The 24,228-nt window shown below is 69.7% G+C and carries 19 protein-coding genes and 1 tRNA gene; 16 read left to right on the top strand and 4 right to left on the bottom strand.

Annotated features, from left to right (window positions below; genetic code table 11):
• The first annotated feature begins 38 nt into the window (after nt 1–38).
• From AS25_RS09760 to AS25_RS09745, 4 genes are all read left to right on the top strand, one after another.
• Nucleotides 39–1,496, top strand: a complete 1,458-nt coding sequence (locus AS25_RS09760; protein ID WP_035964696.1) for a GuaB1 family IMP dehydrogenase-related protein — start codon at nt 39–41, stop codon at nt 1,494–1,496.
• Nucleotides 1,497–1,611: 115 nt separating this feature from the next.
• Nucleotides 1,612–2,601: a metal ABC transporter solute-binding protein, Zn/Mn family gene (locus AS25_RS09755; protein WP_035964695.1), complete on the top strand. Its 990-nt coding sequence runs from the start codon at nt 1,612–1,614 to the stop codon at nt 2,599–2,601.
• Nucleotides 2,602–2,605: 4 nt separating this feature from the next.
• The gene (locus AS25_RS09750; protein ID WP_052160871.1) at nt 2,606–3,457 is read left to right on the top strand and encodes a metal ABC transporter ATP-binding protein; all 852 of its coding nucleotides are present in this window, start codon (nt 2,606–2,608) and stop codon (nt 3,455–3,457) included.
• Nucleotides 3,454–4,452 carry a metal ABC transporter permease gene (locus AS25_RS09745; protein ID WP_084118131.1) on the top strand — a complete coding sequence of 333 codons (999 nt, stop codon included), beginning with the start codon at nt 3,454–3,456 and terminating at the stop codon, nt 4,450–4,452. The genes AS25_RS09750 and AS25_RS09745 overlap by 4 nt, the downstream gene beginning before the upstream one ends.
• On the opposite strand, the gene AS25_RS09740 is transcribed toward AS25_RS09745, so the two are convergent.
• Both AS25_RS09740 and AS25_RS09735 read right to left on the bottom strand, forming a co-directional pair.
• Nucleotides 4,374–5,330 (bottom strand): diacylglycerol/lipid kinase family protein, encoded by a 957-nt coding sequence (locus AS25_RS09740; RefSeq protein ID WP_035964693.1) that lies wholly within the window; start codon nt 5,328–5,330, stop codon nt 4,374–4,376. The two genes, AS25_RS09745 and AS25_RS09740, sit on opposite strands and share 79 nt — an antisense overlap.
• A 5-nt stretch (nt 5,331–5,335) precedes the next feature.
• Nucleotides 5,336–5,797 carry a Fur family transcriptional regulator gene (locus AS25_RS09735; RefSeq protein WP_035964692.1) on the bottom strand — a complete coding sequence of 154 codons (462 nt, stop codon included), beginning with the start codon at nt 5,795–5,797 and terminating at the stop codon, nt 5,336–5,338.
• Between the two features lie 105 nt (nt 5,798–5,902).
• Between AS25_RS09735 and AS25_RS09730 the strand changes: the two genes are divergently transcribed.
• Both AS25_RS09730 and AS25_RS09725 read left to right on the top strand, forming a co-directional pair.
• Nucleotides 5,903–6,565 (top strand): MBL fold metallo-hydrolase, encoded by a 663-nt coding sequence (locus tag AS25_RS09730; RefSeq protein WP_035964691.1) that lies wholly within the window; start codon nt 5,903–5,905, stop codon nt 6,563–6,565.
• A gap of 46 nt (nt 6,566–6,611) precedes the next feature.
• Entirely contained in the window at nt 6,612–7,040 is a 429-nt protein-coding gene (locus tag AS25_RS09725; RefSeq protein WP_035964690.1) for an HIT family protein, read from the top strand.
• A 79-nt stretch (nt 7,041–7,119) separates the two neighbouring features.
• Here AS25_RS09725 and hrpA read toward each other — a convergent pair whose 3' ends face one another.
• Nucleotides 7,120–11,247 carry an ATP-dependent RNA helicase HrpA gene (hrpA, locus tag AS25_RS09720; protein ID WP_035964689.1) on the bottom strand — a complete coding sequence of 1,376 codons (4,128 nt, stop codon included), beginning with the start codon at nt 11,245–11,247 and terminating at the stop codon, nt 7,120–7,122.
• Nucleotides 11,248–11,412: 165 nt separating this feature from the next.
• Between hrpA and AS25_RS09715 the strand changes: the two genes are divergently transcribed.
• Genes AS25_RS09715 through AS25_RS09700 form a run of 4 tightly spaced genes read left to right on the top strand, consistent with a single transcriptional unit; the run spans nt 11,413 to nt 14,653 of the window.
• Nucleotides 11,413–12,399 carry an ABC transporter substrate-binding protein gene (locus AS25_RS09715; protein WP_035964687.1) on the top strand — a complete coding sequence of 329 codons (987 nt, stop codon included), beginning with the start codon at nt 11,413–11,415 and terminating at the stop codon, nt 12,397–12,399.
• 5 nt (nt 12,400–12,404) lie between these two features.
• Nucleotides 12,405–13,364, top strand: a complete 960-nt coding sequence (locus tag AS25_RS09710; RefSeq protein WP_035964684.1) for an ABC transporter permease — start codon at nt 12,405–12,407, stop codon at nt 13,362–13,364.
• A 4-nt stretch (nt 13,365–13,368) separates the two neighbouring features.
• Nucleotides 13,369–14,277 (top strand): ABC transporter ATP-binding protein, encoded by a 909-nt coding sequence (locus AS25_RS09705; protein ID WP_035964683.1) that lies wholly within the window; start codon nt 13,369–13,371, stop codon nt 14,275–14,277.
• Between the two features lie 4 nt (nt 14,278–14,281).
• Nucleotides 14,282–14,653: a hypothetical protein gene (locus tag AS25_RS09700; RefSeq protein ID WP_035964682.1), complete on the top strand. Its 372-nt coding sequence runs from the start codon at nt 14,282–14,284 to the stop codon at nt 14,651–14,653.
• 95 nt (nt 14,654–14,748) lie between these two features.
• On the opposite strand, the gene AS25_RS09695 is transcribed toward AS25_RS09700, so the two are convergent.
• A tRNA-Arg gene (locus tag AS25_RS09695) sits at nt 14,749–14,824 on the bottom strand.
• A 123-nt stretch (nt 14,825–14,947) separates the two neighbouring features.
• Between AS25_RS09695 and argS the strand changes: the two genes are divergently transcribed.
• The 6 genes from argS to rho all read left to right on the top strand — a co-directional run bounded on the left by argS (nt 14,948) and on the right by rho (nt 24,215).
• Nucleotides 14,948–16,618, top strand: coding sequence for an arginine--tRNA ligase (gene argS / locus AS25_RS09690; protein ID WP_035964681.1), 1,671 nt, complete (start codon nt 14,948–14,950; stop codon nt 16,616–16,618).
• A 4-nt stretch (nt 16,619–16,622) separates the two neighbouring features.
• The gene (gene lysA / locus AS25_RS09685) at nt 16,623–18,053 is read left to right on the top strand and encodes a diaminopimelate decarboxylase (protein ID WP_035964680.1); all 1,431 of its coding nucleotides are present in this window, start codon (nt 16,623–16,625) and stop codon (nt 18,051–18,053) included.
• Nucleotides 18,054–18,223: 170 nt separating this feature from the next.
• A complete protein-coding gene (locus AS25_RS09680) occupies nt 18,224–19,540 on the top strand; it encodes a homoserine dehydrogenase (protein ID WP_052160870.1) in 1,317 nt (438 codons plus the stop codon).
• Between the two features lie 62 nt (nt 19,541–19,602).
• Nucleotides 19,603–20,712, top strand: coding sequence for a threonine synthase (gene thrC, locus AS25_RS09675; protein ID WP_035964677.1), 1,110 nt, complete (start codon nt 19,603–19,605; stop codon nt 20,710–20,712).
• Between the two features lie 26 nt (nt 20,713–20,738).
• A complete protein-coding gene (gene thrB, locus AS25_RS09670; protein ID WP_052160882.1) occupies nt 20,739–21,749 on the top strand; it encodes a homoserine kinase in 1,011 nt (336 codons plus the stop codon).
• Nucleotides 21,750–22,040: 291 nt separating this feature from the next.
• Complete coding sequence (gene rho, locus AS25_RS09665; protein ID WP_035964675.1) at nt 22,041–24,215, top strand: transcription termination factor Rho; 2,175 nt, start codon at nt 22,041–22,043, stop codon at nt 24,213–24,215.
• Nucleotides 24,216–24,228 lie beyond the last annotated feature (13 nt).

Genomic DNA, 24,228 nt, shown 5'->3' with positions numbered 1-24,228 from the left:
CCCACCGGCCCGCGACGGAGCACGTAGACTCTTCTCTCGTGCGATTCCTGACGACACCCACCACGGACCTGACCTACAACGACGTCTTCCTGGTGCCCTCGATGTCCCGGGTGACCTCCCGGTTCGACGTCGATCTGGCCCCCGCGGACGGCACCGGCTCCACCATCCCGCTCGTGGCCGCGAACATGACCGCGGTGACCGGGCGGCGGATGGTCGAGACCATGGCGCGCCGCGGCGGTCTGGGCATCCTGCCCCAGGACATCCCGCTGGACGTGATCGCGGAGGTGACCTCGTGGGTCAAGCAGCGCTCGCCGCGCTACGAGACCCCCGTGGTGATGCACCGCAGCAACACCGTGCACGACGCCCTGGGGATCATGCACAAGCGCCCCCACGGCGTGGTGATCGTCGTGGACGCGGACGAGCACTACGCGGGCATGGTCCTGGACTCCGATTGCCGGGACGTGGACCGCTTCACCCAGCTGGGGGATTTGGCCCATTCGGAGGGCCCCGAGTTCCAGGACAGAGACTTCCCCGTGGACTCCGACCCGGACGTGCTGCGCGCCGCCTACGAGACGATGTCCGCCGCGCGCGTCAACGTGGCCCCGGTGCTGCGCGGACGCGAAGTCGTGGGCATCCTGACCCACCAGGGCCTCGTGCGTTCCACGATCTACGCACCCGCCCTGGACGACGGCGGCCGGTTGCGCGTGGGTGCCGCGGTCGGGATCAACGGGGACGTCTCCGGCAAGGCCGAGCAACTGCTCGAGGCCGGGGTGGACGTCCTCATGGTGGACACCGCCCACGGTCACCAGATCAAGGCGTTGGAAGCCGTGTCCGCCGTGCGGGCCCTGGATCCCCGGGTGCCGATCGTGGCCGGCAACGTGGTCACCGCGGACGGCGTGCGGGACCTCGTGGGCGCGGGTGCGGACATCATCAAGGTGGGTGTGGGCCCCGGGGCCATGTGCACCACGCGCATGATGACGGCCGTGGGACGCCCCCAGTTCTCCGCCGTGGTCGAGTGCGCGGAGGCCGCGGCCGATCTCGGTAAGCACGTGTGGGCCGACGGCGGGGTCAAGCACCCGCGCGACGTCGCCCTCGCGCTCGCGGCCGGCGCGAGCCAGGTCATGGTCGGATCGTGGTTCGCGGGCACGCACGAGAGCCCCGGCGAGATCAACATCGACGCCAACGGGCGCGCCTATAAGGAGTCCTTCGGGATGGCCTCGGCCCGCGCCGTGCGTCACCGCACCGCAGGGGAGGACCGCTTCGCGCGGGCCCGCAAGGCCCTGTTCGAGGAGGGCATCTCCAACTCCACCATGTACCTGGACCCCCAGCGTCCCGGCGTGGAGGACCTGCTGGACCACATCACCTCCGGGGTGCGCAGCTCCATGACGTACGCCGGTGCGGCCACGCTCGAGCAGTTTGCGGCGCGGGCCGTCGTGGGCATCCAGTCCCAGTCCGGGTACGACGAGGGCCGCCCCCGCTCCGAGTCCTGGGCCTGAGCGGTCCGTTCTCACGACGCCCCTTATTGAGAATGATTCATGATATGCTCGCGCACGGCTACATGACATTGATTCTCATCGGCGTGAGCCGGGGGTCGGACGAGGGAGATGGACGATGACCGCAGGGCGCAACGTGCGCAAGGGGAGGACGAGCGTGATGGGCGCGGGCGTGGTGGTGGGTCTCGCGCTCGCCGGGTGTTCGAGCGGGACCGCATCGGACGCGCAGGGTTCGCCCGGTGCGTCCGAGGCGGGGAAGATCGCCGTGGTCACCTCCACGAACGTCTACTCGGACCTCGCGTCCCAGGTGGGCGGCGACAGGGTCTCCGCGACCCCCGTGATCGACTCGAGCGCCCAGGACCCCCACTCCTACGAGGCCACCCCCCAGGACCGGCTGACGGTGGAGAAGGCGGACGTCGTGGTGCGCAACGGCGGCGGGTACGACCAGTTCATGACCGATCTGGCCTCCGAGAACCAACACGTCGTGGACGCGGTGGAGGCCTCCGGGCTGCAGCCCGACGAGGACGCGCACGACGACCACGACCACGCGGGCGAGGACCACGACCACGGCTCCGGACACCACCACCACGGCGACTTCAACGAACACGTGTGGTACGACGTCGAGAGCATGCAGAAGGTCGTGGACCGGATGGCCGAGCAGCTCGGCCAGGTGGACCAGCAGAACGCCCAGTACTACCGGGACAACGCCGCGCGCGTGAAGAACGAGCTCGGCACGGTCGAACAGAAGGTCGAGGGGATCAAGGCCTCGGGCGGGTACATCGCGACCGAGCCTCTGCCCGGGTACCTCCTGCAGGACGCCGGTCTGCACGACGAGACCCCGCGGGCGTTCACCGAGGCCATCGACGCCGGCTCCGACGCCGCGCCCGCGGTGCTCAACGACACCCTCGGGCTCGTCAAGGGCGATGACGTGAAACTGCTCGCCTTCAACAAGCAGACCTCCACGGGGCAGACCGACCGGTTGCGCTCGGCCGCCGGGGACGCCGGCAAGCCCGTGGTGGAGTTCACCGAGACCATCCCGGACGGGCTGAACTACCAGCAGTGGATGACGCAGAACGCGGACCGCGTGGCCCACGCGCTCCAGAAGTAGGGACATGAACGCACCCGAACCCGCCCCCGAGGTGACCACCCGTTCCGGGGCCGACGACGCCGTCGTCCGGCTCCGGGACGCGCGCCTGGCCTTCGGGGACCGCACCCTGTGGTCCGGTCTGGACCTGGACGTCGCCCCGGGGGAGTACCTCGCGGTCCTGGGCTCCAACGGGACCGGTAAAACGAGCTTCCTGCGCGTGCTGCTGGGGCTGCTCCCGCTCACGAGCGGGACCGTACGCGTCAACGGGACCCGACCGCGAGCCGCCGCCGCCCGCGTGGGGTACGTGCCCCAACAGCGCGGCTTCCCGGCGCGCACGCCGCTGCGGGCCCGGGACCTCGTGGCGCAGGGGGTGGACGGGCACCACTGGGGGATCCGCCTGCATCCGCGGCGCGTGCACCGCACCGTGGACGAGCTGCTCGAACGCGTGGGTGCCACCGACTACGCGGACGCCCCCGTGGGCGTGCTGTCCGGGGGCGAGCAACAACGCCTGCGCGTGGCCCAGGCGCTCGCGGCGGACCCCACGCTCGTGCTGTGCGACGAGGCCCTGCTGTCCCTGGACCTGCATCACCAGCACGTGGTGAGCGAACTCGTGCACGAACAACGTGAACGCAGCGGGTGCGCCGTGGTCTTCGTGACCCATGACGTGAACCCGATCATCGAGCACGTGGACCGGATCCTCTACCTGGCCAACGGCTCGTTCCGGATCGGCACACCGGACCAGGTGCTGCGTTCGGACGTGTTCTCCGAGCTGTACGGGACCCGCATCGAGGTGCTGCGCAGCAACGGTCGCATCCTCGTGGCCGGGCGCCCGGACAGCTCCCACCACACCGATTCCCCGGAGGAACTGATCCCGTGAGCCTGGCCGCGATCGACTGGAACTCGCTGTTCGGTTCCGTGTTCGTCTTCGACAACTACGGCGAGCTGCTGTCCCTGCTGCGCAACTCCGTGTGGGCGGGCGCGGTGCTCGGCCTGGTGGGCGGGCTCGTCGGCACGTTCGTGATGATGCGCGATCTCGCGTTCTCGGTGCACGGGATCGCGGAGCTGTCCTTCGCCGGTGCCGCCGCGGCCCTGCTGATCGGCGCCGATGTGGTCACCGGTTCCCTCGTGGGGTCCGTGCTCGCCGCGCTCATCATGGGGTTCATGGGCCTGCGCGCGCGGGAGGGCAACTCGTTCGTGGGCGTGCTCATGCCCTTCGGCCTGGGGCTCGGAATCCTCTTCCTGTCCCTCTACGAGGGCAGGTCCTCCAACAAGTTCTCGCTGCTCACGGGCCAGATCGTCTCCGTGTCCTCGCTGCAGCTGACGTCCATGATCGTGCTGTCCGTGGTGGTGCTCGCCACCCTGCTGGTGGTGTGGCGGCCGCTGACGTTTGCGAGCACGGACCCGCTCGTGGCCCAGGCCAAGGGGCTGCCGATGCGCTCCTTGGCGATCGTGTTCATGGTCGTGCTGGGGATCTCGGTCGCGATGTCCGTGCAGATCGTGGGTGCGCTGCTCGTGCTCGCGCTGCTGATCACCCCGGCCGCGGCGGCCATGAATCTCACCTCGAGTCCCGCGCGCACCGTGGTGCTCTCCGTGGTCTTCGCCGAGCTCGCCATGGTGGGCGGGATTCTGTTGGCCCTGGGTGGCAACGTCCCCATCAGCCCGTACGTCACGACCATCTCGTTCGCCGTGTGGCTCGTCTCGCGGTGCGTGCGCGCGGTGCGTGAGCGCTCGTCGTCGTACCGCCGGACGACGACGCCGCGGTCCACGACGCCGCTCGGCGCCGGCGGCGCGGTTCAGAACAGGACGCGCACCGCGGCGGGGAGCACCTTGAGCGAGGCGGGCAGCGGACCCAGTCGTTCGCCGTCGCCGTAGGCCGCGTCCCCGTCCCGCGGCTCGGAGGGGATGCCGTGGGGTGCGACGGTCGCTGCTTTGGCGGGTACCACGGTGACCTCCCGCAGGGATTCGTGCGTGCCCAGGAACAAGCGGGGGAGCAACCACGCGAGCCGTAGCGCGCCCACGTCGGAGACCATGAACAGCTCGCCCGTGCCGTCTGTGGGATCCGCGCGGGGCACGATGGTCAGCCCGCCCCCGATCGACGAGGTGTTCGTCAGTGCCAGGAAGGTCAGCGTGCGGTCACTCACGTGGCATGCGCCGTCCGGGCCGGTCCAGCTCAGGTCGTAACGCCGCGCGCGCATCGAGACGGCCTCCACGGCGAGCGCGGCGACGTACTTCACCGAGTGCGTGACGCGGGACCAACGGTTGGCGCGCGCGTTCACGCGGGCGTCGAGGCCCAGGCACACCGCGGTCGCGCACACGTGGTGGCTGCCGTCCGCGCACGTGACGTGCACGAGGTCCATGCTGCGTTCGGGGGACTCGAGTCCGCGCAGCACCCGGCCCGCGGCGCGTTCGACGTCCCCCACGGGCACGCCGTGGAACCGGGCCAGATCGTTGCCGGAACCGGCCGGGATCAGCCCGAACGGGAACTCGACGCCCTGTTCCCTCAACAGGTTCAGCGATTGCAGGACCAGGTGCACCATGCCGTCCCCGCCGACCGCCACGACCGCCGCGATCCGGGTGGAGGCATTGCGCAGGGTCGCGGTGAGGTCGCGGGACAGGGCCTCGGCCGTGGCCGCTTGGAGCGGACGGGGTTCGTAGCCGCCGGCCCGCAGGATGCCCACGGCGCGTTCGCACGCGTTCCGGCCCATGCGGGAGGCGCCGTTGTGGACGAGCAGGATCTTGCGGGGTGACATCCGGGTCACCGGGCGGGCTTCGCGGTTTCTCGGGCGTCGGAGGACTCGGCGCGGTCCCGGGCCGCGCACTCGGCGCAGATCCCTGAGATCTCCACGGTGTGGTCCACGTCCGCGTAGCCGTAGCGGCGCGCGGTCTCCTCCGCCCACGTCTCGACGTCCGGGGCCTCGAGTTCCACGGCCGCGCCGCACGAGCGGCACACGAGGTGATGGTGGTGGTGCTCGGCCTCGCACCGGCGGTAGATGGCCTCGCCCTCGGCGTTGCGCAGCACGTCCACCTGACCCAGCTCGGCCATGGACTGCAGGATCCGGTACGTGGTGGCCAGGGACACCGACTGTCCGCGATCGCGCAACAGCCGGTGCAGGTCCTGCGTGGAGATGAAGTCCTCCAACCCCTGCAGCGCGCCGGTCACGGCACGGCGCTGCTTGGTGTTGCGAACCTCCGCGGTTCCGGTGGTCTTGGTGCTCAACCCAGGTGTCCTTTCCGCGAGCGGTCGTCCGGGACATCTTAACGTGCGGCGCGGACATGCACAGGCGGCGTCGTCACGGCCGGACCGAGCCGCTAGGGTGAAGCCATGTTGCTGACCAAGTTCACCCACTCGTGCGTGCGCCTCGAGAAGGACGGCGCGGTGCTCGTGATCGACCCGGGCACGTTCTCCGAGGTCGAGGAGGCACTGCGCGGAGCGGACACGGTCCTCATCACCCACGAGCACCCGGACCACTACGACGCCGAGCGGCTGGGCGCCGCCCTTTCGGCGGATCCCGAGTTCACGGTGCATGCCCCGGGCCAGGTGATCGAGAAACTCGCGGAGCACATCACGGACACGGACCGGTTGCACGCCGTGTCGGCGGACACCACGTTCACCGCGGGGCCGTTCTCCGTGGCCACGTACGGGGGCCAGCACGCACTGATCCACCCCCTCATCCCCACCATCGCCAACGTGGGCTACGTCATCGACGACGCCGTGTTCCACCCCGGGGACTCCTTCACCGTCCCGCACGGACTCACCGTTCCCACGGTCCTGGTCCCGTTGCACGCCCCGTGGTCCAAGATGTCCGAGGTCATCGACTTCATCATCGCGACCCGCGCGCAGCGGGTGTACCAGATCCACGACGCGCTGCTCTCCGAGACCGGCTTCGGTGTCGTGGAGAAGCAGGTCAAGCATTTCTCGCGGGTCTACGGGACCGAGTACCGGCACCTGGACACTCGCGAGAGCGTGGAGCTCCACACCGCATGACCCATCCGGCCACCAGCCGGTTCCACCCGACGGAAAGGACATCACCGTGAGTTCAGTGTTCACCAGGATTATCGAGGGCGAACTGCCCGGCCGGTTCGTCTGGGCGGACGAGCACTGCGTGGGCTTCCTGTCCATCCAGCCCCTGTCCCAGGGCCACGTCCTGGTGGTCCCGCGCCAGGAGATCGACGCGTGGGTGGACCTACCCGTGGAGCTGGCCATGCACCTCATGAAGGTCAGCCAGTTCATCGGCAAGGCCATCGACGCCGCGTTCACGCCCAAACGGGTGGGGCTCATGATCCAGGGCTTCGAGGTGCCCCACACCCACCTGCACGTGTGGCCCACCAATTCGATCGAGGAGTTTGACTTCGCCCAGGTGGATCAGGACCCGGACCCCGCGGTCCTGGACGAGTCTGCCCGCCGGATCCGCGAGGCCCTCGAGGCCCAGGGCCACCAGGACGAGGTCCCGCAGCAGTAGCGACCGACGGCCTCGCTCACGGGTACCGGCGGCGGGTGCAATGCACCCGTCGCCGGCGGGCTTTAACCGCCGGTGTCGCTCAGCCGAGCTCGCGCAACCGCTTGCGGATCCGCTTCTCCGACACCGTGTGCGCGGTGCCCAGTTCCTGCGCGAACAACGAGATGCGCAGTTCCTCGAGGTCCCAGCGCACGGCCCGCAGCGCAGCGGGCGTGGGTACGGTCGAGGGGACGGCGTCCACCGCGGCGCGGTACTCGGCCTCGAGATGGTGCACGGTCTGCATGGCCACGGCGTCCCGCTGCAGGTGGCCGGAGAGTTTGTCCAGGCGCACGTTGATCCCCGCGAGGTAGCGCGGCACGTGCTGCAGGGCCCGCCACCCGGTGCGGGCCACGAAGCCGGGATGGATCAAGCGGGAGAGCTGCTCGGACATGTCCTTGAACGCGGCGACCGCCCCGAGTGACCCGGGTTTCTTCAACCGTTTGCGCACGGTGTTGGACTCGGTGAGCGCGGTGGTCACGAGCGCGGTGACGGCGAAGACCGTGTCGATCAGCTCGGCGCGTACGTGCTCCGCGACCGCCCGGAACTGGTCCCGCGTGAACGGCGGCTCCTCGGGTACCAGCCGGTCGATCGCGGCGATCGTGCAATCGGTGATGAGCGCCTCGACCGAACCGTGGGGGTTCTGGGTGAAGATCAACCGTTCCTTCTGGCTCAGGTGGTCCACCACGTAGCGGTGCACGGACGGCAGGGTCCGGTGCAGCAGGGCGATCACGCCGTCGCGTTGCGCGGCGCGCTGTTCCTCCGCGTCGCTCAGGATCCGCAGGTCCACGCGGGGTGGCTGCGAGGCATCGGTGTCCCGCACCGCCACGAGTGTGGGGTATCCCGTGACCGTCTGACCCGCCACGGTCGTCTCCACGCGGCGCGGCGGATCGGGTTCGGGCCACGCCGTGAGGTCGGTGCGTTCCAGCGAGGCGGCCTGGGGTGCGCCGGATCCGGGGGAAGCCCCTGGGGCCGGTCGCGCCGAGCCCCGCTTGCCGCGACCGCGACGGGCCGCGGCGGCGTCGTCACCGGACGAGGCCGAACCCTCGGCGCTGCCCCGAGCGGCGTCGTACAACTGGGCCGCAGCACCCCCGAGGGACTCGGCGAGCGCCGCGCGGACCTTGGGCCGCAACCGCTGCTTGAGCTCCGTGAGGTCGTCGCCGCGGCCCAGGACCGAGTTGCGGGCGTCGCGCACCTCGAAGCGCATGCGCAGGTGGGCGGGCAGGACCTCCGGGTGGAAGTCCGAGGCCTGGACGGGGTGACCCCGCAACCGCCGCAGCACGGTGGCCAGGGACTCCAGGAGGGAGTCGTGGGCCGGGTCGAACTCGGCGTCCAGGTGCTTCACGGCGGTGACGGCGGTGTCCGGGGCGGGCACGAAGTTGCGCCGCACGGCCTTGGGCAGCGATTTGATCAGCGCGGTCACGAGTTCCACGCGCAGCCCGGGGATGTGCCACTCGAACTGCTCGGGGGCCAGGCGGTCCAGGAACAGCACGGGGACCCGCACCGTGACGCCGTCCGCGGTGTCCGCCCCTGGTGCGAATTCATAGTCCAGGTCCAGGCTCAGCTCGCCGTCCGGGGACGCCACGGTCCAGGACCGCGGGAAGGAGGCCGTGTCCAGCTCCGCGACCTCGGGCGCGATCAGGTCCTCGGGAGTGAGGTCCAGCAGGTGCTCGTCCCGCTGGCGGGCCTTCTTCCACCACGCATCGAAATGCCGCTGGGAGACCACGTCCGCGGGCACGCGCGCGTCGTAGAAGTCGAACAGCACCTGGTCGTCCACGCGCAGGTCCTTGCGGCGCATGCGGTTCTCGAGCTCCTCGACCTGGGCCAGGGCCTTGCGATTGCGCTTGACGAACGTGTGGCGGGTCTGCCAGTCACCCTCCACGAGCGCGTGGCGGATGAAAAGTTCCCGGGAGAGCTCGGGATCGATCCGGGAGAACAACACGGACCGTTCGGACACCACGGGCAGCCCGTAGAGCGTGACCTTCTCGTAGGCCATCACGGCCCCGCGGGAACGGGACCAGTGGGGTTCGGAGTAGCTGCGCTTGACGAGCTGCGGCGCGATCTCCTCGGCCCACTCGGGCTTGATCGCCGCGTTGGTGCGCGCCCACAAGCGGGAGGTCTCCACGAGTTCCGCGGACACGAGCCAGTCCGGGGACGTCTTGAACAGCGCCGAGCCCGGGAAGATCGCGAACTTGGTCCCGCGCGCGCCGCGGTACTCGCGCGTGCGTTCGTCCCGCACGCCGATGTTGCTCAGCAGCCCGGACAGCAGGCTCTTGTGCACGGCCTCCTGGTGCGAGGCGACGTCGATCTCCCGGGACGCCCCGGCATCGATCCCCACCTGGCGTGCGATCTGCCGCAGCTGCGCGTAGAGGTCCTGCCACTCGCGGATCCGCAGGAAGTTCAGGTACTCGCGTCGGCACAGCCTGCGGAACTGGGACGAGGACAGCTCGCTCTGCTGCTCCTGCAGGTACTGCCACAGCAGACCGTAGGACAGGAAGTCGGAGGTCTTGTCGCGGAAACGCGCGTGGAACTCGTCCGCCGCCTGGCGCTTCTCGAGTGGGCGTTCCCGCGGGTCCTGCACCGTGAGCGCGGCCGTGAGCACGAGCACCTCGCGCACGCAACCCCGGCGCTGCGACTCCACGATCATCCGGCCCAGTCGCGGGTCCACCGGCAGCGCGGCGAGCACCTCGCCCGTGCGGGTCAGCGGACCCCGCGGTCCGCTCTGCCGACCGCGGTGACGTCCGGACCGCGAGCGCCGCTCCCGGTGCCCGTCACGCGCGGACGACGACGCCGCGTCGTCGCCCGCGTCCGCCGCACCCGAGCGCAGGGCGCCGAGTTCGCGTAGCAGCACCACCCCGTCCCTGACCGCGCGCGCATCGGGTTTCTGCACGAACGGGAACCGGGTGATGTCGTGCGGTTGCTCCACCACGCCCACCGAGATCATCTGCAGGATGACCGCGGCGAGGTTGGTGCGCAGGATCTCCGGGTCCGTGTACTCCGGCCGGGACTCGAAGTCCTCCTCGGAGTACAACCGGATGCACACGCCGTCGGACGTACGCCCCGAGCGCCCCGCACGTTGCCGGGCCGACGCCTGGGAGATCCGCTCGATGGGCAGGCGCTGGATCTTGGTGCGCGCCGAGTAGCGGGAGATCCGGGCGGTGCCCGGGTCGATCACGTACTTGATCCCCGGGACCGTGAGCGAGGTCTCGGCCACGTTGGTCGCGAGCACGATCCGGCGGTGCGTGGACGGCGCGAACACACGGTTCTGCTCGGCCATGGACAGTCGCCCGAACAGCGGCAGGATCTGGGTCCCGGCCAGGGAGCGGTGCGAGTCGATGACCTTGTGCAGCGCGTCCTGGGCGTCCCGGATCTCGCGCTCGCCCGCGAAGAACACGAGGATGTCCCCGCGGGGTTCGCGCGAGAGTTCCACGACGGCGTCGCACACGGCGTCGATCGGGTCGCGGTCCTCGTCCGCGAGGCCGTCACCGGTGTCGTCCTCGTCCTCGCCGCCGTCCCCGCTGCGCTCCTGGGTCAGGGGCCGGTAGCGGATCTCCACGGGGTAGGTGCGCCCGGAGACCTCGATGATCGGGGCGGGCTCCGGATCGGCGTCCGGGTGCTGCGGGTCCGGCAGCGCGAAGTGCTCGGCGAAGCGTTGCGGGTCGATCGTCGCGGACGTGATGACGATCTTCAGGTCGGGGCGCTGGGGGAGCAGTCGTTTGAGGTAGCCCAGCAGGAAGTCGATGTTGAGGGAGCGCTCGTGGGCCTCGTCGATGATGATCGCGTTGTAGCGCGACAGCTGCGGGTCGTGGCTGATCTCGGCCAGCAGGATGCCGTCCGTCATGAGCTTGATCCGCGAGTTCTTGCCCACCTCGGACGTGAAGCGCACCTGGTAGCCCACGGTGTCGCCCACGCGCTGTCCGAGTTCGTGGGCGATGCGCTCGGCCACCGAACGCGCCGCGATCCTGCGCGGCTGGGTGTGGCCGATCAGACCGCCGTCCCCCAGGCCCAGCTCCAGACACATCTTGGGTAGCTGGGTGGTCTTGCCGGAACCGGTCTCACCCGCGATCACCACGACCTGGTGATCGCGGATCGCGGCCATGATGTCCTCCCGGCGCGCGCTGACGGGGAGGTCTTCCGGGTACACGATGCGGGGCTGGATGCGGGGCTCAGTCATGTCAACGGAAGAGTCTACGGGCCCCGGCCGACACGCGCCCACGGGCCGCTGCGGGGGCCCGACGACGCGCCCGATTGTCCGCACATGTGAGCTGCGTCTCTTTTTCGACCGATTGTTAGGTAATATCCACTCATCATTGATCCCCGGGGAAAGGAATTACCCGTCATGAAGCGTTTACTCCCGGTCGCCGCCGTGGCCACCACCGCGGCGTTGCTGCTCACAGGTTGCGGATCCGACAACGGTGGGCAGTCCGGCGAGACCAAGAAGGTCACCGTGGGCATCTCGCAGTTCGTGGAGCACCCCTCGCTCGACGCCGCCCGCGAAGGTTTCGTGCAGGCTCTCAAGGACGGCGGCTACACGGAGGGTGAGAACCTCACCCTGGACGTGCAGAACGCCTCCGGCGACCAGGCCACCGCGACCAACATCGCCTCCAACTTCGCGTCCTCCAACGAAGACCTGATCCTGGGCATCGCCACGCCGTCCGCTCAGTCCCTGGCCCAGGCTGTCACGGACAAGCCCGTCCTGTTCACCGCCGTGACCGATCCCGTGGACGCGGGGCTCGTGAACTCCATGGGCGCGCCCGGCGCCAACGTCACCGGCACCACGGACATGAACCCCGTGGCCGAGCAGATCCAGCTCATCAAGAAGCTCAAGCCCGGCGCCAAGTCCGTGGGCATCATCTACAGCTCCGGTGAGACCAACTCGCAGGTGCAGGTGGACGAGGCCAAGAAGGCCGCGCAGGCCGAGGGCCTGAAGGTCGAGGAGAAGACCGTGACCACCACGGCGGAGGTGGCTCAGGCCGCCGAGTCCTTCGACACCGACTCCATCTACGTTCCCACCGACAACAAGGTCGTGGCCGGTCTCGAAGCCGTGATCTCCGCCGCGGAGGCCAAGAAGATCCCGTTGATCGCGGGTGAGGGCGACTCCGTGGAGCGCGGTGCCCTGGCGACCCAGGGGATCAACTACACGGACCTCGGCAAGCAGACCGGTGAGATGGCGGTGCGCATCCTCAAGGACGGCGCCAAGCCCGGCGAGATGGCCGTGGAGTCCCAGAAGGAGACCAAGCTCATCATCAACGCCAAGGCCGCCAAGGCCATGGGCGTGGAGATCCCGCAGAGCCTGCGGGACCAGGCCGACCAAGTCATCGAGTAACACCGGTGATCGCTGGAATCGAACTGGGGCTGATCTACGCGATCATGGCCCTGGGCGTGTACCTCACGTTCCGCGTGCTGGACTTCCCGGACCTCACCGTGGACCAGTCCTTCACGAGCGGGGCGGCCACCGCGGCCATGGTGATCCTGCACGGCGGCAGCCCGTGGTTGGCGACCGTCGTGGGCTTCGTGGCCGGCGCCTTCGCCGGTCTGATCACCGCGCTGCTGCACACCAAGGCGCGGATCAACGGGCTGCTCGCGGGCATCCTGACCATGACCGCTCTGTACTCCGTGAACCTGCGGCTCATGGGTGGCAAGGCCAATCTCGCGCTGTTGCGCGAGGAGACCGTCTTCACGCCCCTGCGCGAGGCCGGGCTGCAGGGGACGGTCGTGGGAGTGCTGTTGCTTTTGGTCGGTGTCTTGCTCGTGAAGCTCGCACTGGACTGGTTCCTGTACACGGACGCCGGTCTGGCCATGCAGGCCACGGGTGACAACCCGGAGATGATCCGCTCGTTCGGCGTGAACACGGACCGGCAGAAGATCCTCGGTCTGTGCCTGTCCAACGCCCTGGTGGGCCTGTCCGGTGCGTTGATCGCGCAGTACCAGGGCTTCGCGGACATCGGCATGGGTATCGGCATGATCGTCGTGGGCCTCGCCTCGGTGATCCTCGGCCAGGGCATCTTCGGCACGCGCACCGTGGTGATCGCCACGCTCGCGGTGATCCTCGGTTCCGTGCTGTACCGCCTGGTGATCACCGTGGCGCTGCAGGCGGGGTTGAACCCCTCGGACATGAAGCTGATCTCCGCGGTGCTCGTGGTGATCGCGCTCGTGCTGCCGCAGCTCGGCGTGTACAAGCGGTGGAAGCGCCACCGCACCCTCAGGGCCGCGCAAGCGGTGCAGGCGGACGTGCGATCCCACGCCCGGCGCACCGTGGACGCCGGCGTGTCCGGACGAACGGGAGCGTGATCGGATGTTGAACGTACAGGACGTGCGCAAGACGTTCTTCGCCGGGACGGTCAACGAACGCGTGGCGTTGAACGGGGTGAGCCTCACGGTCAACCCCGGGGACTTCGTCACGGTCATCGGCTCCAACGGTGCGGGCAAATCCACACTGCTCAACACGGTGTCCGGGACGATCATCCCGGACAGCGGCCGGATCACGGTGGGGGACCGGGACGTCACGCGGCTGCCCGAGCACCGCAAGGCCACGTGGATCTCCCGGGTGTTCCAGGACCCCATGAAGGGGTCCTCGCCCACCCTGAGCATCGAGCAGAACATGGCCATCGCGCAGCGCCGCGGTCGCTCCCGTGGACTCGCGCGCGGCGTCACCCGCGCCCGGCGCCACGAGTTCGAGCAGGAGCTCAAGACGCTCGAACTGGGTCTGGAGCACCGGCTCGGGGCCAAGGTGGGCCTGTTGTCCGGCGGGCAACGCCAGGCGTTGTCCCTGCTCATGGCCACGTTCTCCGCACCCGAGATCCTGTTGCTGGACGAGCACACCGCCGCCCTGGATCCCCAGCGTGCGCAGCACGTCACGGAGATCACCGAGCGGATCGTCAACGAGCGGCACCTGACCACGCTCATGGTCACGCACAACATGGAACAGGCACTGCGGTTGGGCAACCGGCTCATCATGATGCACGAGGGCCGGATCCTCTTCGAGCTGGACGCCCAGCAGAAGGCCGAGGCCACCGTGGCGGACCTGCTCGCCGAGTTCCGCAAGCTGCAAGCGGCCACGGGCGAGCCCGCCCTGGATGACGCTACGCTTCTGGAGACAGCTCGTAGCGCCGAACCGGCCGGTGCCCCGTCCCGGGGTGCCCGTGCCCACGGTGCCCCAACGGGTGGTTCCTCCGCACCGGGGGTGTCACCGGAAGGTCATTGATCCCATGAAGCAGCCCCACCGCAGACAACGTTCCACGTCCGTCATCACCGCGGTGGGGCTGCTTCTGTTGTTCGTGTGTTGTTTCACCCTGCCGGAGGGTCTCGTGGCGATGAGCCGGGCCGCGGCGGACCACGGGGGAGAACCCCTGAACGCGCGCGGGTGGACCATGATCGCGGTGGGCTTCGGAACCCTCGCGGTGGGTGGTGTGTTCACGATCGTGGGGGTCGTGCTGCGGCGCACGGCTCCGCCCCGCCCGGTGGAGGAGGACCAACTGCTCGAGGAGCACTACGGCAGCGATTCCGTGGTCAACGAGTACGACCCGCTCGAACTGAACCCCCACCTGAGGACCCGCGAGCAGCGCCGCGGTCATCGCTGACCCGCTGGCCCGGACCACCCGCGGTCCGGGTGCCGACCCGGTGGGGCGCGGGGTCCGTGAACGCGAAAATGCCCTCCCCGAGGGGAGGGCATTCGTGGTGCCCGCGACAGGATTCGAACCTACGACCTTCTGCTCCGGAGGCAGACGCTCTATCCACTGAGCTACGCGGGCGGGTCATGTCACGAACCCGGGAAACCCGGGCCGCGACGACAACTCGACGATACTACCAGGTCGCGCGGGCGCACCAATCGACGCGGATCGAGCGGGGTGCTCCCGCGCCGTTACACTGGCACGGTGACTCCTGAAGAACTTTCCTCCGCCGTGTCAGCATGCCTGCAGGACGCCGTGGCCGCCGGTGAACTGACCCCGGTGGACGGCGCCGAACTCCCGCACGCGAAGGTGGAGCGACCCAAGAACCGTGAGCACGGGGACTGGGCCACCACCGTGGCCATGCAGGTGGCCAAGAAGGTGGGCCGTCCTCCCCGGGACGTCGCGCAGATCCTCTCCGAGCGCCTGTCGGCCGTGCCCGGTGTGAAGACCGTGGACATCGCCGGGCCGGGCTTCCTCAACGTCACCCTCGACGCCGCCGCGGCCGGTGAGCTCGCGCAGTCGATCGTGGAGCAGGGCCGCGCCTTCGGGACGGCGGACACCCTGTCCGGCACCACCATCAACCTCGAGTTCGTCTCCGCGAACCCCACCGGCCCGATCCACCTGGGCGGCACGCGGTGGGCCGCCGTGGGTGACTCGCTGGCCCGCATCCTGGATTCGCAGGGCGCCTCGGTCGTGCGGGAGTACTACTTCAACGACCACGGCAACCAGATCGACCGCTTCGCCCGGTCCCTGCTGGCCCGTGCCCGCGGTGAGGCCGCTCCCGAGGACGGCTACGGTGGCCAGTACATCTCGGACATCGCGGACGAGGTCCTCGCCGAGCACCCGGACGCCCTGGAGTCCGAGGACCCGCAGGAGGTCTTCCGCGCCGCGGGCGTGGAGCTGATGTTCGCCCAGATCAAGTCCTCGCTGCACGAGTTCGGCGTGGACTTCGACGTCTTCTTCCACGAGAACTCGCTGTTCGAGGACGGCCAGGTCGAGAAGCTGCTCGACCAGCTGCGTTTCTCGGACGCGTTGTACTTCGAGGACGGTGCATGGTGGCTGCGCTCCACCGATCACGGGGACGACAAGGACCGCGTGGTCATCAAGTCGGACGGTCACGCCGCGTACATCGCGGGGGACATCGCGTACTTCAAGAACAAGCGGGATCGCGGCGCGGACCTGTGCATCTACATGCTCGGCGCGGACCACCACGGCTACGTGGCCCGGCTCAAGGCCGCCGCGGCCGCGCTCGGGGACTCCCCGGACGCCGTCGAGGTGCTGATCGGTCAGATGGTCAACCTCGTCAAGGACGGCACCGCGTTGCGGATGTCCAAGCGCGCGGGCACCGTGGTGACCATGGAGGACCTCGTGGAGGCCGTGGGCGTGGACGCCGCGCGGTACTCGCTGACCCGCTATTCCGTGGACTCCAACATCGACATCGACCTGGACGTGCTGACCAAGCGCTCCAACGAGAACCCGGTCTTCTACGTCCAGTACGCCCACGCGCGCACGTGCGCCGTAGAGCGCAACGCCCACGCCGCCGGTGTCTCCCGCGCGGACGAGTCCGGTGCCGCCCGGTTCGACGCGTCCCTGCTCGAGCACCCGCGCGAAGCGGACCTGTTGGCAGCGCTCGGACAGTACCCGTCCGTCGTCGCCCAGGCCGCGGCCCTGCGCGAACCGCACCGCGTGGCGCGCCACCTCGAGGCCCTGGCCGGGGCGTACCACCGCTGGTACGACGCGTGCCGGGTCACCCCGCAGGGCGAGGACCCCGTGGCACCCGTCCACCACACCCGCCTGTGGCTCAACGACGCCGTACGCCAGGTGCTCGCCAACGGGCTGGACCTGCTGGGCGTCTCCGCTCCCGAAAGGATGTGATCCCATGACCGAACTCGCTCCCGCCCACCCGCTCGCCCCGGCCTGGCTGCAGGTCCCCGCGGACCCCGCGGCACTGGACCCCGTGGTCTTCACGTCCCAGTACGCCCGGGATGACACGGGGTGCGTCACCGTGGATTCCGTGCCCGTGACCGAGATCGCCGCGCGCCACGGTTCCCCGAGCTACGTAGTCTCTGAACGGACCTTCCGGGACCGCGCCCGCGGTTTCCGCGAGGCGTTCGAGGCCGCCCTGAATCCTCTCGGCGTGGAACTCGAGGTCTACTACGCCTCCAAGGCCCTGCTCAACACCGCCGTGGCGCGGTGGGCCACGGAGGAGGGCCTCAATATCGACACCGCCTCCGGCGGGGAACTCGCCGTGGCGCTCGCCGCGGGTGTGGCCCCGGGCCGGATCGCGTTGCACGGCAACAACAAGTCCGCGGAGGAACTCGACCGGGCCCTCGAGGTGGGCGTGGGACGCATCGTCGTGGACTCGCTCGCCGAGATCGAGCTCGTGGCACGGCTGGCCCGCGACCGCGGCACCCGCGCGCCCGTGATGATCCGCGTGACCCCGGGGGTGCACGCGTCCACGCACGAGTTCATCGCGACCGCCCACGAGGACCAGAAGTTCGGACTCTCGCTGAACCCCGTGCAGGAGGGGGAGGACTCTCCCGCACTCGTGGCCGTGGCTGCATGCGTTGACGCCTCCGATGCACTGGACCTGCGCGGGCTGCACTGCCACATCGGATCCCAGATTTTCGCGGCGGAGGGCTTCGGTCAGGCCGCCGAGCGCGTCTTCGCGCTGCGCGAGACCGTGGCCGAGCGCTGGGACGTGACGCTGCCCGAGATCGACCTGGGTGGCGGCCACGGTGTGGCGTACACCGCCGCGGACAGCCCGCGCGAGGTCGCCGCGATCGCCGCGGACCTCGCCCCGCTGCTCACTTCCGTGCTCGAGTCCTCGGACCTGCCCACCCCGCACCTGTCCTTCGAACCGGGCCGGTTCATCGCCGGGCCCTCCGGGTGCACGGTCTATACGGTGGGCACCGTCAAGACGGTCACGGTCAGCCCGGGCGTGCAGCGCCGGTACGTGTCCGTGGACGGCGGCATGAGCGACAACGCCCGTCCCGTGCTCTACGACGCCGACTACACCGCCGTGCTCGCCAACCGCGTGTCCGAGGAGACCCCCGTGCTCTCGCGCGTGGTCGGCAAGCACTGCGAGTCCGGTGACATCGTGGTCAAGGACGTCTACCTCCCCGGGGACGTCACCGCGGGTGACCTGCTCGTGGTGCCCGTGACCGGTGCGTATTGCTGGTCCCTGTCCAGCAACTACAACTGGCTGCCCCGCCCCGGGATCGTGGCGGTCGCACCGGACGGTGCCACCCGCGAAATCGTGCGCCGCGAGTCCCTCACGGATCTGCTCGCCCGCGACACCGGGGTGTGAGCCGCCCGGCGCGGTCGAGGTACGCGAGCGACGTCGCACCCCGCCACCGCGCCGGACGCCGCCCCGCCGCGCCCGCCTCGCCGCGCCCACCGGGCCGCGACCGCCCGCGGGGCGCGGCCCCACCCATTGACACGCCCCGACAGCAAGCCCCCGACAGAACACCAGGAGCCATGAACACTTCACCCGCAACCGACCGCGAGACGCCCGTGCTGAAAGTGGGCCTGCTGGGTGCCGGCACCGTGGGTTCCCAGGTGGCCCGCGTGCTGCTCAACCACGCCCACGAGCTGGCCCTGCGCAGCGGCGTGTGCCTGGAGCTGAGCGGCGTGGCCGTGCGCAATCCGCAAGCCCCGCGGGACACGGAGCTGCCCGCGGAGCTGCTGACCACGGACGTGGACGCGGTGATCGACGCCGCGGACGTGGTGGTGGAGCTGACCGGCGGGATCGAACCCACGCGCACGCGTGTGCTGCGTGCCCTGAACGCCGGGAAGTCCGTGATCACGGGCAACAAGGCGCTGCTCGCCGAGCACGGGCGCGAACTGCACGACGCCGCGGCGGCCTCGGGCGCCCAGCTGTCCTATGAGGCCGCGGTGGCCGGTGCGATCCCCATCGTGCGCCCCATGCGCGACTCGCTCGCGGGGGACCGGGTCAACCGTTTCCTGGGCATCATGAACGGGACCACCAACTTCATCCTGGACCAGATGGACACCACGGGGGCCGCGTTCGACGACGCCCTCGCGCAGGCTCAGGAGCTCGGCTACGCCGAGGCGGACCCCACCGCGGACGTCGAGGGGCACGACGCCGCCGCCAAGGCCGCCGTGCTCGCGTCCCTCGCGTTCCACTCGACCTACACGATCGCGGACGTGCACTGCGTGGGGATCACGGGCATCACGGCGCAGGACGTCGCGGCCGCCCGCGAGGCGGGGTACGTGATCAAGCTGCTGTCCGTGGGCGAGCGCTGCGGTGACGGCGTGAATCTGCGCGTGAACCCCGTGATGATCCCGCGCGACCACGTGCTCGCGGGTGTGCACGGCGCGTACAACGCGGTGTTCGTGGAGGCCGCGAACGCGGGTTCCCTCATGTTCTACGGACAGGGCGCGGGTGGTCACCCCACGGCGTCGGCGGTGCTGGGCGACCTCGTCTCCGCGGCGCGCGCGATCGCGCTGGGAGCTCAGGGCATCCCGCTCGACGCCTACGCGGCGCTGCCCGCCGTGAGCATGGACGACGCCACCACGCGGCTGTCCATCACGGTGGCCGTCACGGACCGACTGGGTGCGCTCGCGCAACTGGCCCAGGTGTTCGCGGACCACGGGGTCTCGATCTCCACGATGCTGCAGATCGAGGACCCGGACGCCCCCGGGATGTCCCAGCTGCGGCTCGTGACGCACAGCGGCCGACACGCGTCCCTCATGGCCACGGTCGCGGCCCTGCGCGAGCTGGACGTGGTGCGGGACATCGTGTCCGTCACACCGGTGGAAGCCGGAGAATAATTCTTGAGCGCCCCGCGCACCACGCGGCGCGGGGCCACGAGTCGAACCGAGGAGCACGCGGCATGGCACACGTCTGGCAGGGCGTCATCAACGAGTACAAGGACCGGTTGCCGGTCACCAAGCAGACCGAGGTCATCACCATGGGAGAGGGTGGCACCCCTCTGATCCGGGCGCGGGCGCTGTCCGAGCTCACGGGCTCCACGGTGTGGCTCAAGTTCGAGGGCATGAACCCCACCGGTTCGTTCAAGGACCGCGGGATGACCATGGCCATCACCAAGGCCAAGGAGTCCGGGGCCAAGGCCGTGGTGTGCGCGTCCACCGGCAACACGTCCGCGTCCGCGGCGGCGTACGCCAAGCAGGCCGGGATGCGCAGCGCGGTGCTCGTGCCGGAGGGCAAGATCTCCATGGGCAAGATGTCCCAGGCCGTGGCCCACGGCGCGGACATCATCCAGATCGACGGCAACTTCGACAACTGCCTGGAGGTCGCGCGCAAGCTCTCCGAGTCCTACCCGGTGTTCCTGGTCAACTCCGTGAACCCGTACCGGATCGAGGGTCAGAAGACCGCGGCCTTCGAGGTCGTGGACACCCTGGGCGACGCCCCGGACATCCACGTGCTGCCCGTGGGCAACGCCGGGAACATCACGGCGTACTGGAAGGGCTACCGCGAGTACGCGCAGGAGACCCCGGCGACCTCGGGTGAGACCCTGCCCGCGGTCTCCACCCGCACGCCCGCCATGTGGGGCTTCCAGGCGGAGGGTGCCGCACCGCTCGTGCTGGGGCACCCCGTGACGGAACCGGAGACCATCGCGACCGCGATCCGGATCGGCAACCCCGCGTCCTGGGACACGGCCATCGCCGCGCGCGACGAGTCCGGCGGGCTCATCGACTCCGTGAGCGACGACGAGATCCTCGAGGCCCACCGCTGGCTCTCCTCCCGCGAGGGCGTGTTCGTGGAGCCGGGTTCCGCGTCCGGCGTGGCGGGTCTGCTCAAGAAGGCCCGGGCCGGGGAGGTTCCCTCCGATGCGACGATCGTCGTGACCGTCACGGGCCACGGCCTGAAGGACCCCCAGTGGGCGATCAAGGGTGCCGAGGCCGAGGACCCCACGGCGGCCGAGCCCAAGCGCGTGGCCTTCGACGTGGTCTCCGTGGCCGCGGCCCTCGGTCTGGAATGATCGGTCCCGCCGTGAGTGACGCACAGTTGCACGCCGCCCGCACCGACGCGCAGGGTGCCGAGGGCGCACCGGGTGCCGCCCCGGTGGGCACCACCGTGAGTGTGCGGGTCCCCGGTTCCACGGGCAACGTGGGCCCGGGCTTCGACTCGCTCGGTCTCGCGCTGGGCCACTACGACACCGTGACGCTCACGCGCATCGAACGCGGGCTCGAGTTCGACCTCTCGGGGGAGGGTGCGGCGGGAGTGCCGCGCGGTCCCGAGCACCTGGTCATCCGTGCCATGCAGGCCGCGTTCGACGCCGCCGGGGCCGGTGAGCTGCCCCCGCTGCGGTTGCGCGCCCACAACGTGATCCCGCACGGCCGGGGCATGGGTTCCTCGGCGTCCGCCGTGGTCGCCGGTGTCCTCGCGGCCAACGCGTTGCTCCCCGAACCCCACCGGCTGTCACCGGATGCGGTGCTGCAGGTGTGCTCCCACATGGAAGGGCACCCGGACAACGTGGCCCCCACCCTGTTGGGCGGCCTGACGATCTCGTACGAGGACGAAGGCCGTTTCCACAGCGTGCCCGTGCGCGTGCACCCGGACGTGGTCCCCGTGGTCGCGGTGCCCGACTTCGAGGTCGCCACGTCGGTGGCCCGCGGACTGCTGCCGGAGACGGTCGCGCATCGCACGGCGGCCGTGAACGCCGGCCGCGCGGCTCTTCTGGTTGCGGCCCTGGGCGAACGGCCCGAGCTGCTCGTCCCCGCGACGTTCGACCTGCTGCACCAGCCCTGCCGCGCGCAGGCCATGGCACCGAGCTTCGAGCTCATGACGCGTTTGCGCGACCTCGGTCACGCCGCCCTGATCTCGGGAGCGGGCCCCACCGTGCTCACGCTCGCGAACGGCGCGGAGCACGCGCAGCGCGTGGCCGCGGCGATCGAGGAGATCGCGGCGGACGCGGCGTCGTCGGCGCACGAGTACCAGGGGCGCACGGTGACGTGGCGTGTCCATGTCCTGCGGGTGCCCGAAGAGGGTGCTAAAGTGAGCGTATCCACGCAATAGGCCCCGGGTTCGCGTCCGTGCCGGACAGTGCAGCCCCGCAGCCGAGCCCCGTGCGCAGTTCCTCAACGCAGGTGTTCGACCGCGTCGCCTCTCTGCGATCCTCTTCCGCGTAGACCAGCCACCTCTGTGATGTGGCGTCCCGGCTCCGCGGGAGATTCGGGGGACTTCATTGCTGATGACGCGCGCCTCCGGCGCGTACTTTCGTGGCCCGCCGCGGGTGGCCCACACCATCATCGTCGGGTTGCTGGCGATCTGAGTGCCGCAACCCCCATCGAGTCAGAAGGAAGCTTCGTGACAGAAACCACCGCCCCCGAACAGGGAACGGACACCTCGAACGCCCAGAGCACCGGTCTGTCCGGGCTCAAACTCGCGCAGCTGCAGGCCCTCGCGGCACAGTTGGGCATTACCGGCGCGCGTCGCATGCGCAAGTCCTTGCTGGTCGAGGCCATCGAGGCCCACCAGCGCGGGGGCGCCGTCGCCGAGCGCGACAAAGCCGTGGAGGCCAAGATCGAGCAGACCGCTCGCAAGGCCTCCCAGCGCCACTCCTCCGACGCTCCGCAGTCGTCCTCCGCCGACGACGCTCCGGCCGCCGCGTCCGCGGACGCGGCGTCGTCGGACTCCTCCTCGAAGTCCCAGGAGGGCTCGGAGGGCGAGAACGGCGAACAGAACGTCCCGCGGCAGAGCGGTTCGCGCCGTTCCCGGCGCGCCACGGCCAGCGGCACCGGTGAGCACGGGCGCTCCGGCCAGGACCGTTCGGCTCAGGACCGTTCCGCCCAGAACCAGCAGGAGAAGGACCAGCGGGACAAGGACCAGGCGGAGAAGGGCCGGGACGAGTCCGGTGAGGACTCCGCCCAGGGCTCGGACGACTCCGGCAACGAGTCCGGGCGCGGTCAGCGCAACCAGCGCGGTCGCCGCAACGAGAAGTCGGCGGAGAACGAGCAGAACGGCTCGTCCCAGGACGAGAACAGGCGCGAGAACAAGCAGGGTCAGTCGGACGGTTCCCGCCACGGCAACCACCAGAAGGATTCCAAGGACAACGGTCAGGACCGGGACAACCGCCGTGACTCCAAGGGCCAGGGCGGGTCCAACGATTCCGGTGACGCCAAGGACGGCGGTCAGGACAACCAGAACCGCAACGACCGGCGCAACCGCAACACCAACGATCGCAACAACGACGGTGAGGGCAACTCCCGCCGCAACCGGCGCAACCGCAATCGTAACGATCGCAACGATCGGAATGATCGCAACGACCGCAACGAACGGCGCAACCGTCGCAACCGGCACAACGGTCCGGACGTGGACGACGTCGAGATCACCGAGGACGACGTCCTGCTGCCCGTGGCGGGCATCCTGGACGTGCTCGACAACTACGCGTTCGTGCGCACCTCGGGCTACCTGCCCGGCCCGTCGGACGTGTACGTGAGCCTGTCCCAGGTCAAGAAGAACAACCTGCGCAAGGGCGACGCGATCGTGGGTGCCATCCGTGCTCCCCGCGAGGGCGAACAACACAACAACTCGCGCCAGAAGTTCTCCGCGCTCGTGCAGCTGACCACGGTCAACGGCCGCAAGCCCGAGGAGAACAAGGACCGGGTCGAGTTCAACAAGCTCGTCCCGCTGTACCCCCAGGAGCGGCTGCGCCTGGAGACCGAGCCCAAGAAGATCGGTCCCCGCGTGGTGGATCTCGTGGCCCCGATCGGCAAGGGCCAGCGCGGTCTGATCGTCTCCCCGCCCAAGGCCGGTAAGACGCTCATGCTGCAGTCGATCGCGAACGCGATCACGACCAACAACCCCGAGGTCCACCTCATGATGGTGCTCGTGGACGAGCGCCCTGAAGAGGTCACGGACATGCAGCGCACGGTCAAGGGTGAGGTCATCGCCTCGACCTTCGACCGGCCCGCGGACGATCACACCACGGTCGCGGAGCTCGCGATCGAGCGGGCCAAGCGCCTGGTGGAAATGGGTATGGACGTGGTGGTCCTGCTGGACTCCATGACCCGCCTGGGCCGCGCGTACAACCTCTCGGCACCGGCGTCCGGCCGCATCCTCTCCGGTGGTGTGGACTCCGCCGCGCTGTACCCGCCCAAGAAGTTCTTCGGCGCCGCGCGCAACATCGAGAACGGCGGCTCGCTGACCATCCTCGCGACCGCGCTCGTGGAGACCGGGTCCAAGATGGACGAGGTCATCTTCGAGGAGTTCAAGGGCACGGGCAACATGGAACTGCGCCTGTCCCGTCAGCTCGCGGACCGGCGGATCTTCCCGGCCGTGGACGTCAATTCCTCCGGCACCCGCCGCGAGGAGAACCTGCTGTCCGCGGACGAGATCAAGATCATGTGGCGCCTGCGCCGCGTGCTCTCCGGTCTGGAACAGCAGCAGGCCCTGGAGCTGCTCACGAGCAAGCTGCGGGACACCCAGTCCAACACCGAGTTCCTGCTGCAGGTCCAGAAGACCACGCTGGCCGGTCACTAGGAACCCGCGAGCA

It is taken from the genome of Kocuria marina (assembly GCF_000786655.1).
In the GTDB taxonomy this organism is placed as follows: Bacteria; Actinomycetota; Actinomycetes; order Actinomycetales; family Micrococcaceae; genus Kocuria; species Kocuria marina_A.
Note: the sequence above shows the minus strand (reverse complement) of the source record. Positions and strands in the feature narration are given on the sequence as shown.

Excerpts from the sequence above, each read along its gene's own strand:
- hrpA (WP_035964689.1), bottom strand. The coding sequence starts at position 11,247 with ATGACTGAGCCCCGCATCCAGCCCCGCATCGTGTACCCGGAAGACCTC.
- AS25_RS09715 (WP_035964687.1), top strand. The coding sequence starts at position 11,413 with ATGAAGCGTTTACTCCCGGTCGCCGCCGTGGCCACCACCGCGGCGTTG.
- AS25_RS09700 (WP_035964682.1), top strand. The coding sequence starts at position 14,282 with ATGAAGCAGCCCCACCGCAGACAACGTTCCACGTCCGTCATCACCGCG.
- AS25_RS09755 (WP_035964695.1), top strand. The coding sequence starts at position 1,612 with ATGACCGCAGGGCGCAACGTGCGCAAGGGGAGGACGAGCGTGATGGGC.
- thrC (WP_035964677.1), top strand. The coding sequence starts at position 19,603 with ATGGCACACGTCTGGCAGGGCGTCATCAACGAGTACAAGGACCGGTTG.
- AS25_RS09730 (WP_035964691.1), top strand. The coding sequence starts at position 5,903 with ATGTTGCTGACCAAGTTCACCCACTCGTGCGTGCGCCTCGAGAAGGAC.
- AS25_RS09750 (WP_052160871.1), top strand. The coding sequence starts at position 2,606 with ATGAACGCACCCGAACCCGCCCCCGAGGTGACCACCCGTTCCGGGGCC.
- lysA (WP_035964680.1), top strand. The coding sequence starts at position 16,623 with ATGACCGAACTCGCTCCCGCCCACCCGCTCGCCCCGGCCTGGCTGCAG.
- AS25_RS09740 (WP_035964693.1), bottom strand. The coding sequence starts at position 5,330 with ATGTCACCCCGCAAGATCCTGCTCGTCCACAACGGCGCCTCCCGCATG.
- AS25_RS09705 (WP_035964683.1), top strand. The coding sequence starts at position 13,369 with ATGTTGAACGTACAGGACGTGCGCAAGACGTTCTTCGCCGGGACGGTC.
- AS25_RS09680 (WP_052160870.1), top strand. The coding sequence starts at position 18,224 with ATGAACACTTCACCCGCAACCGACCGCGAGACGCCCGTGCTGAAAGTG.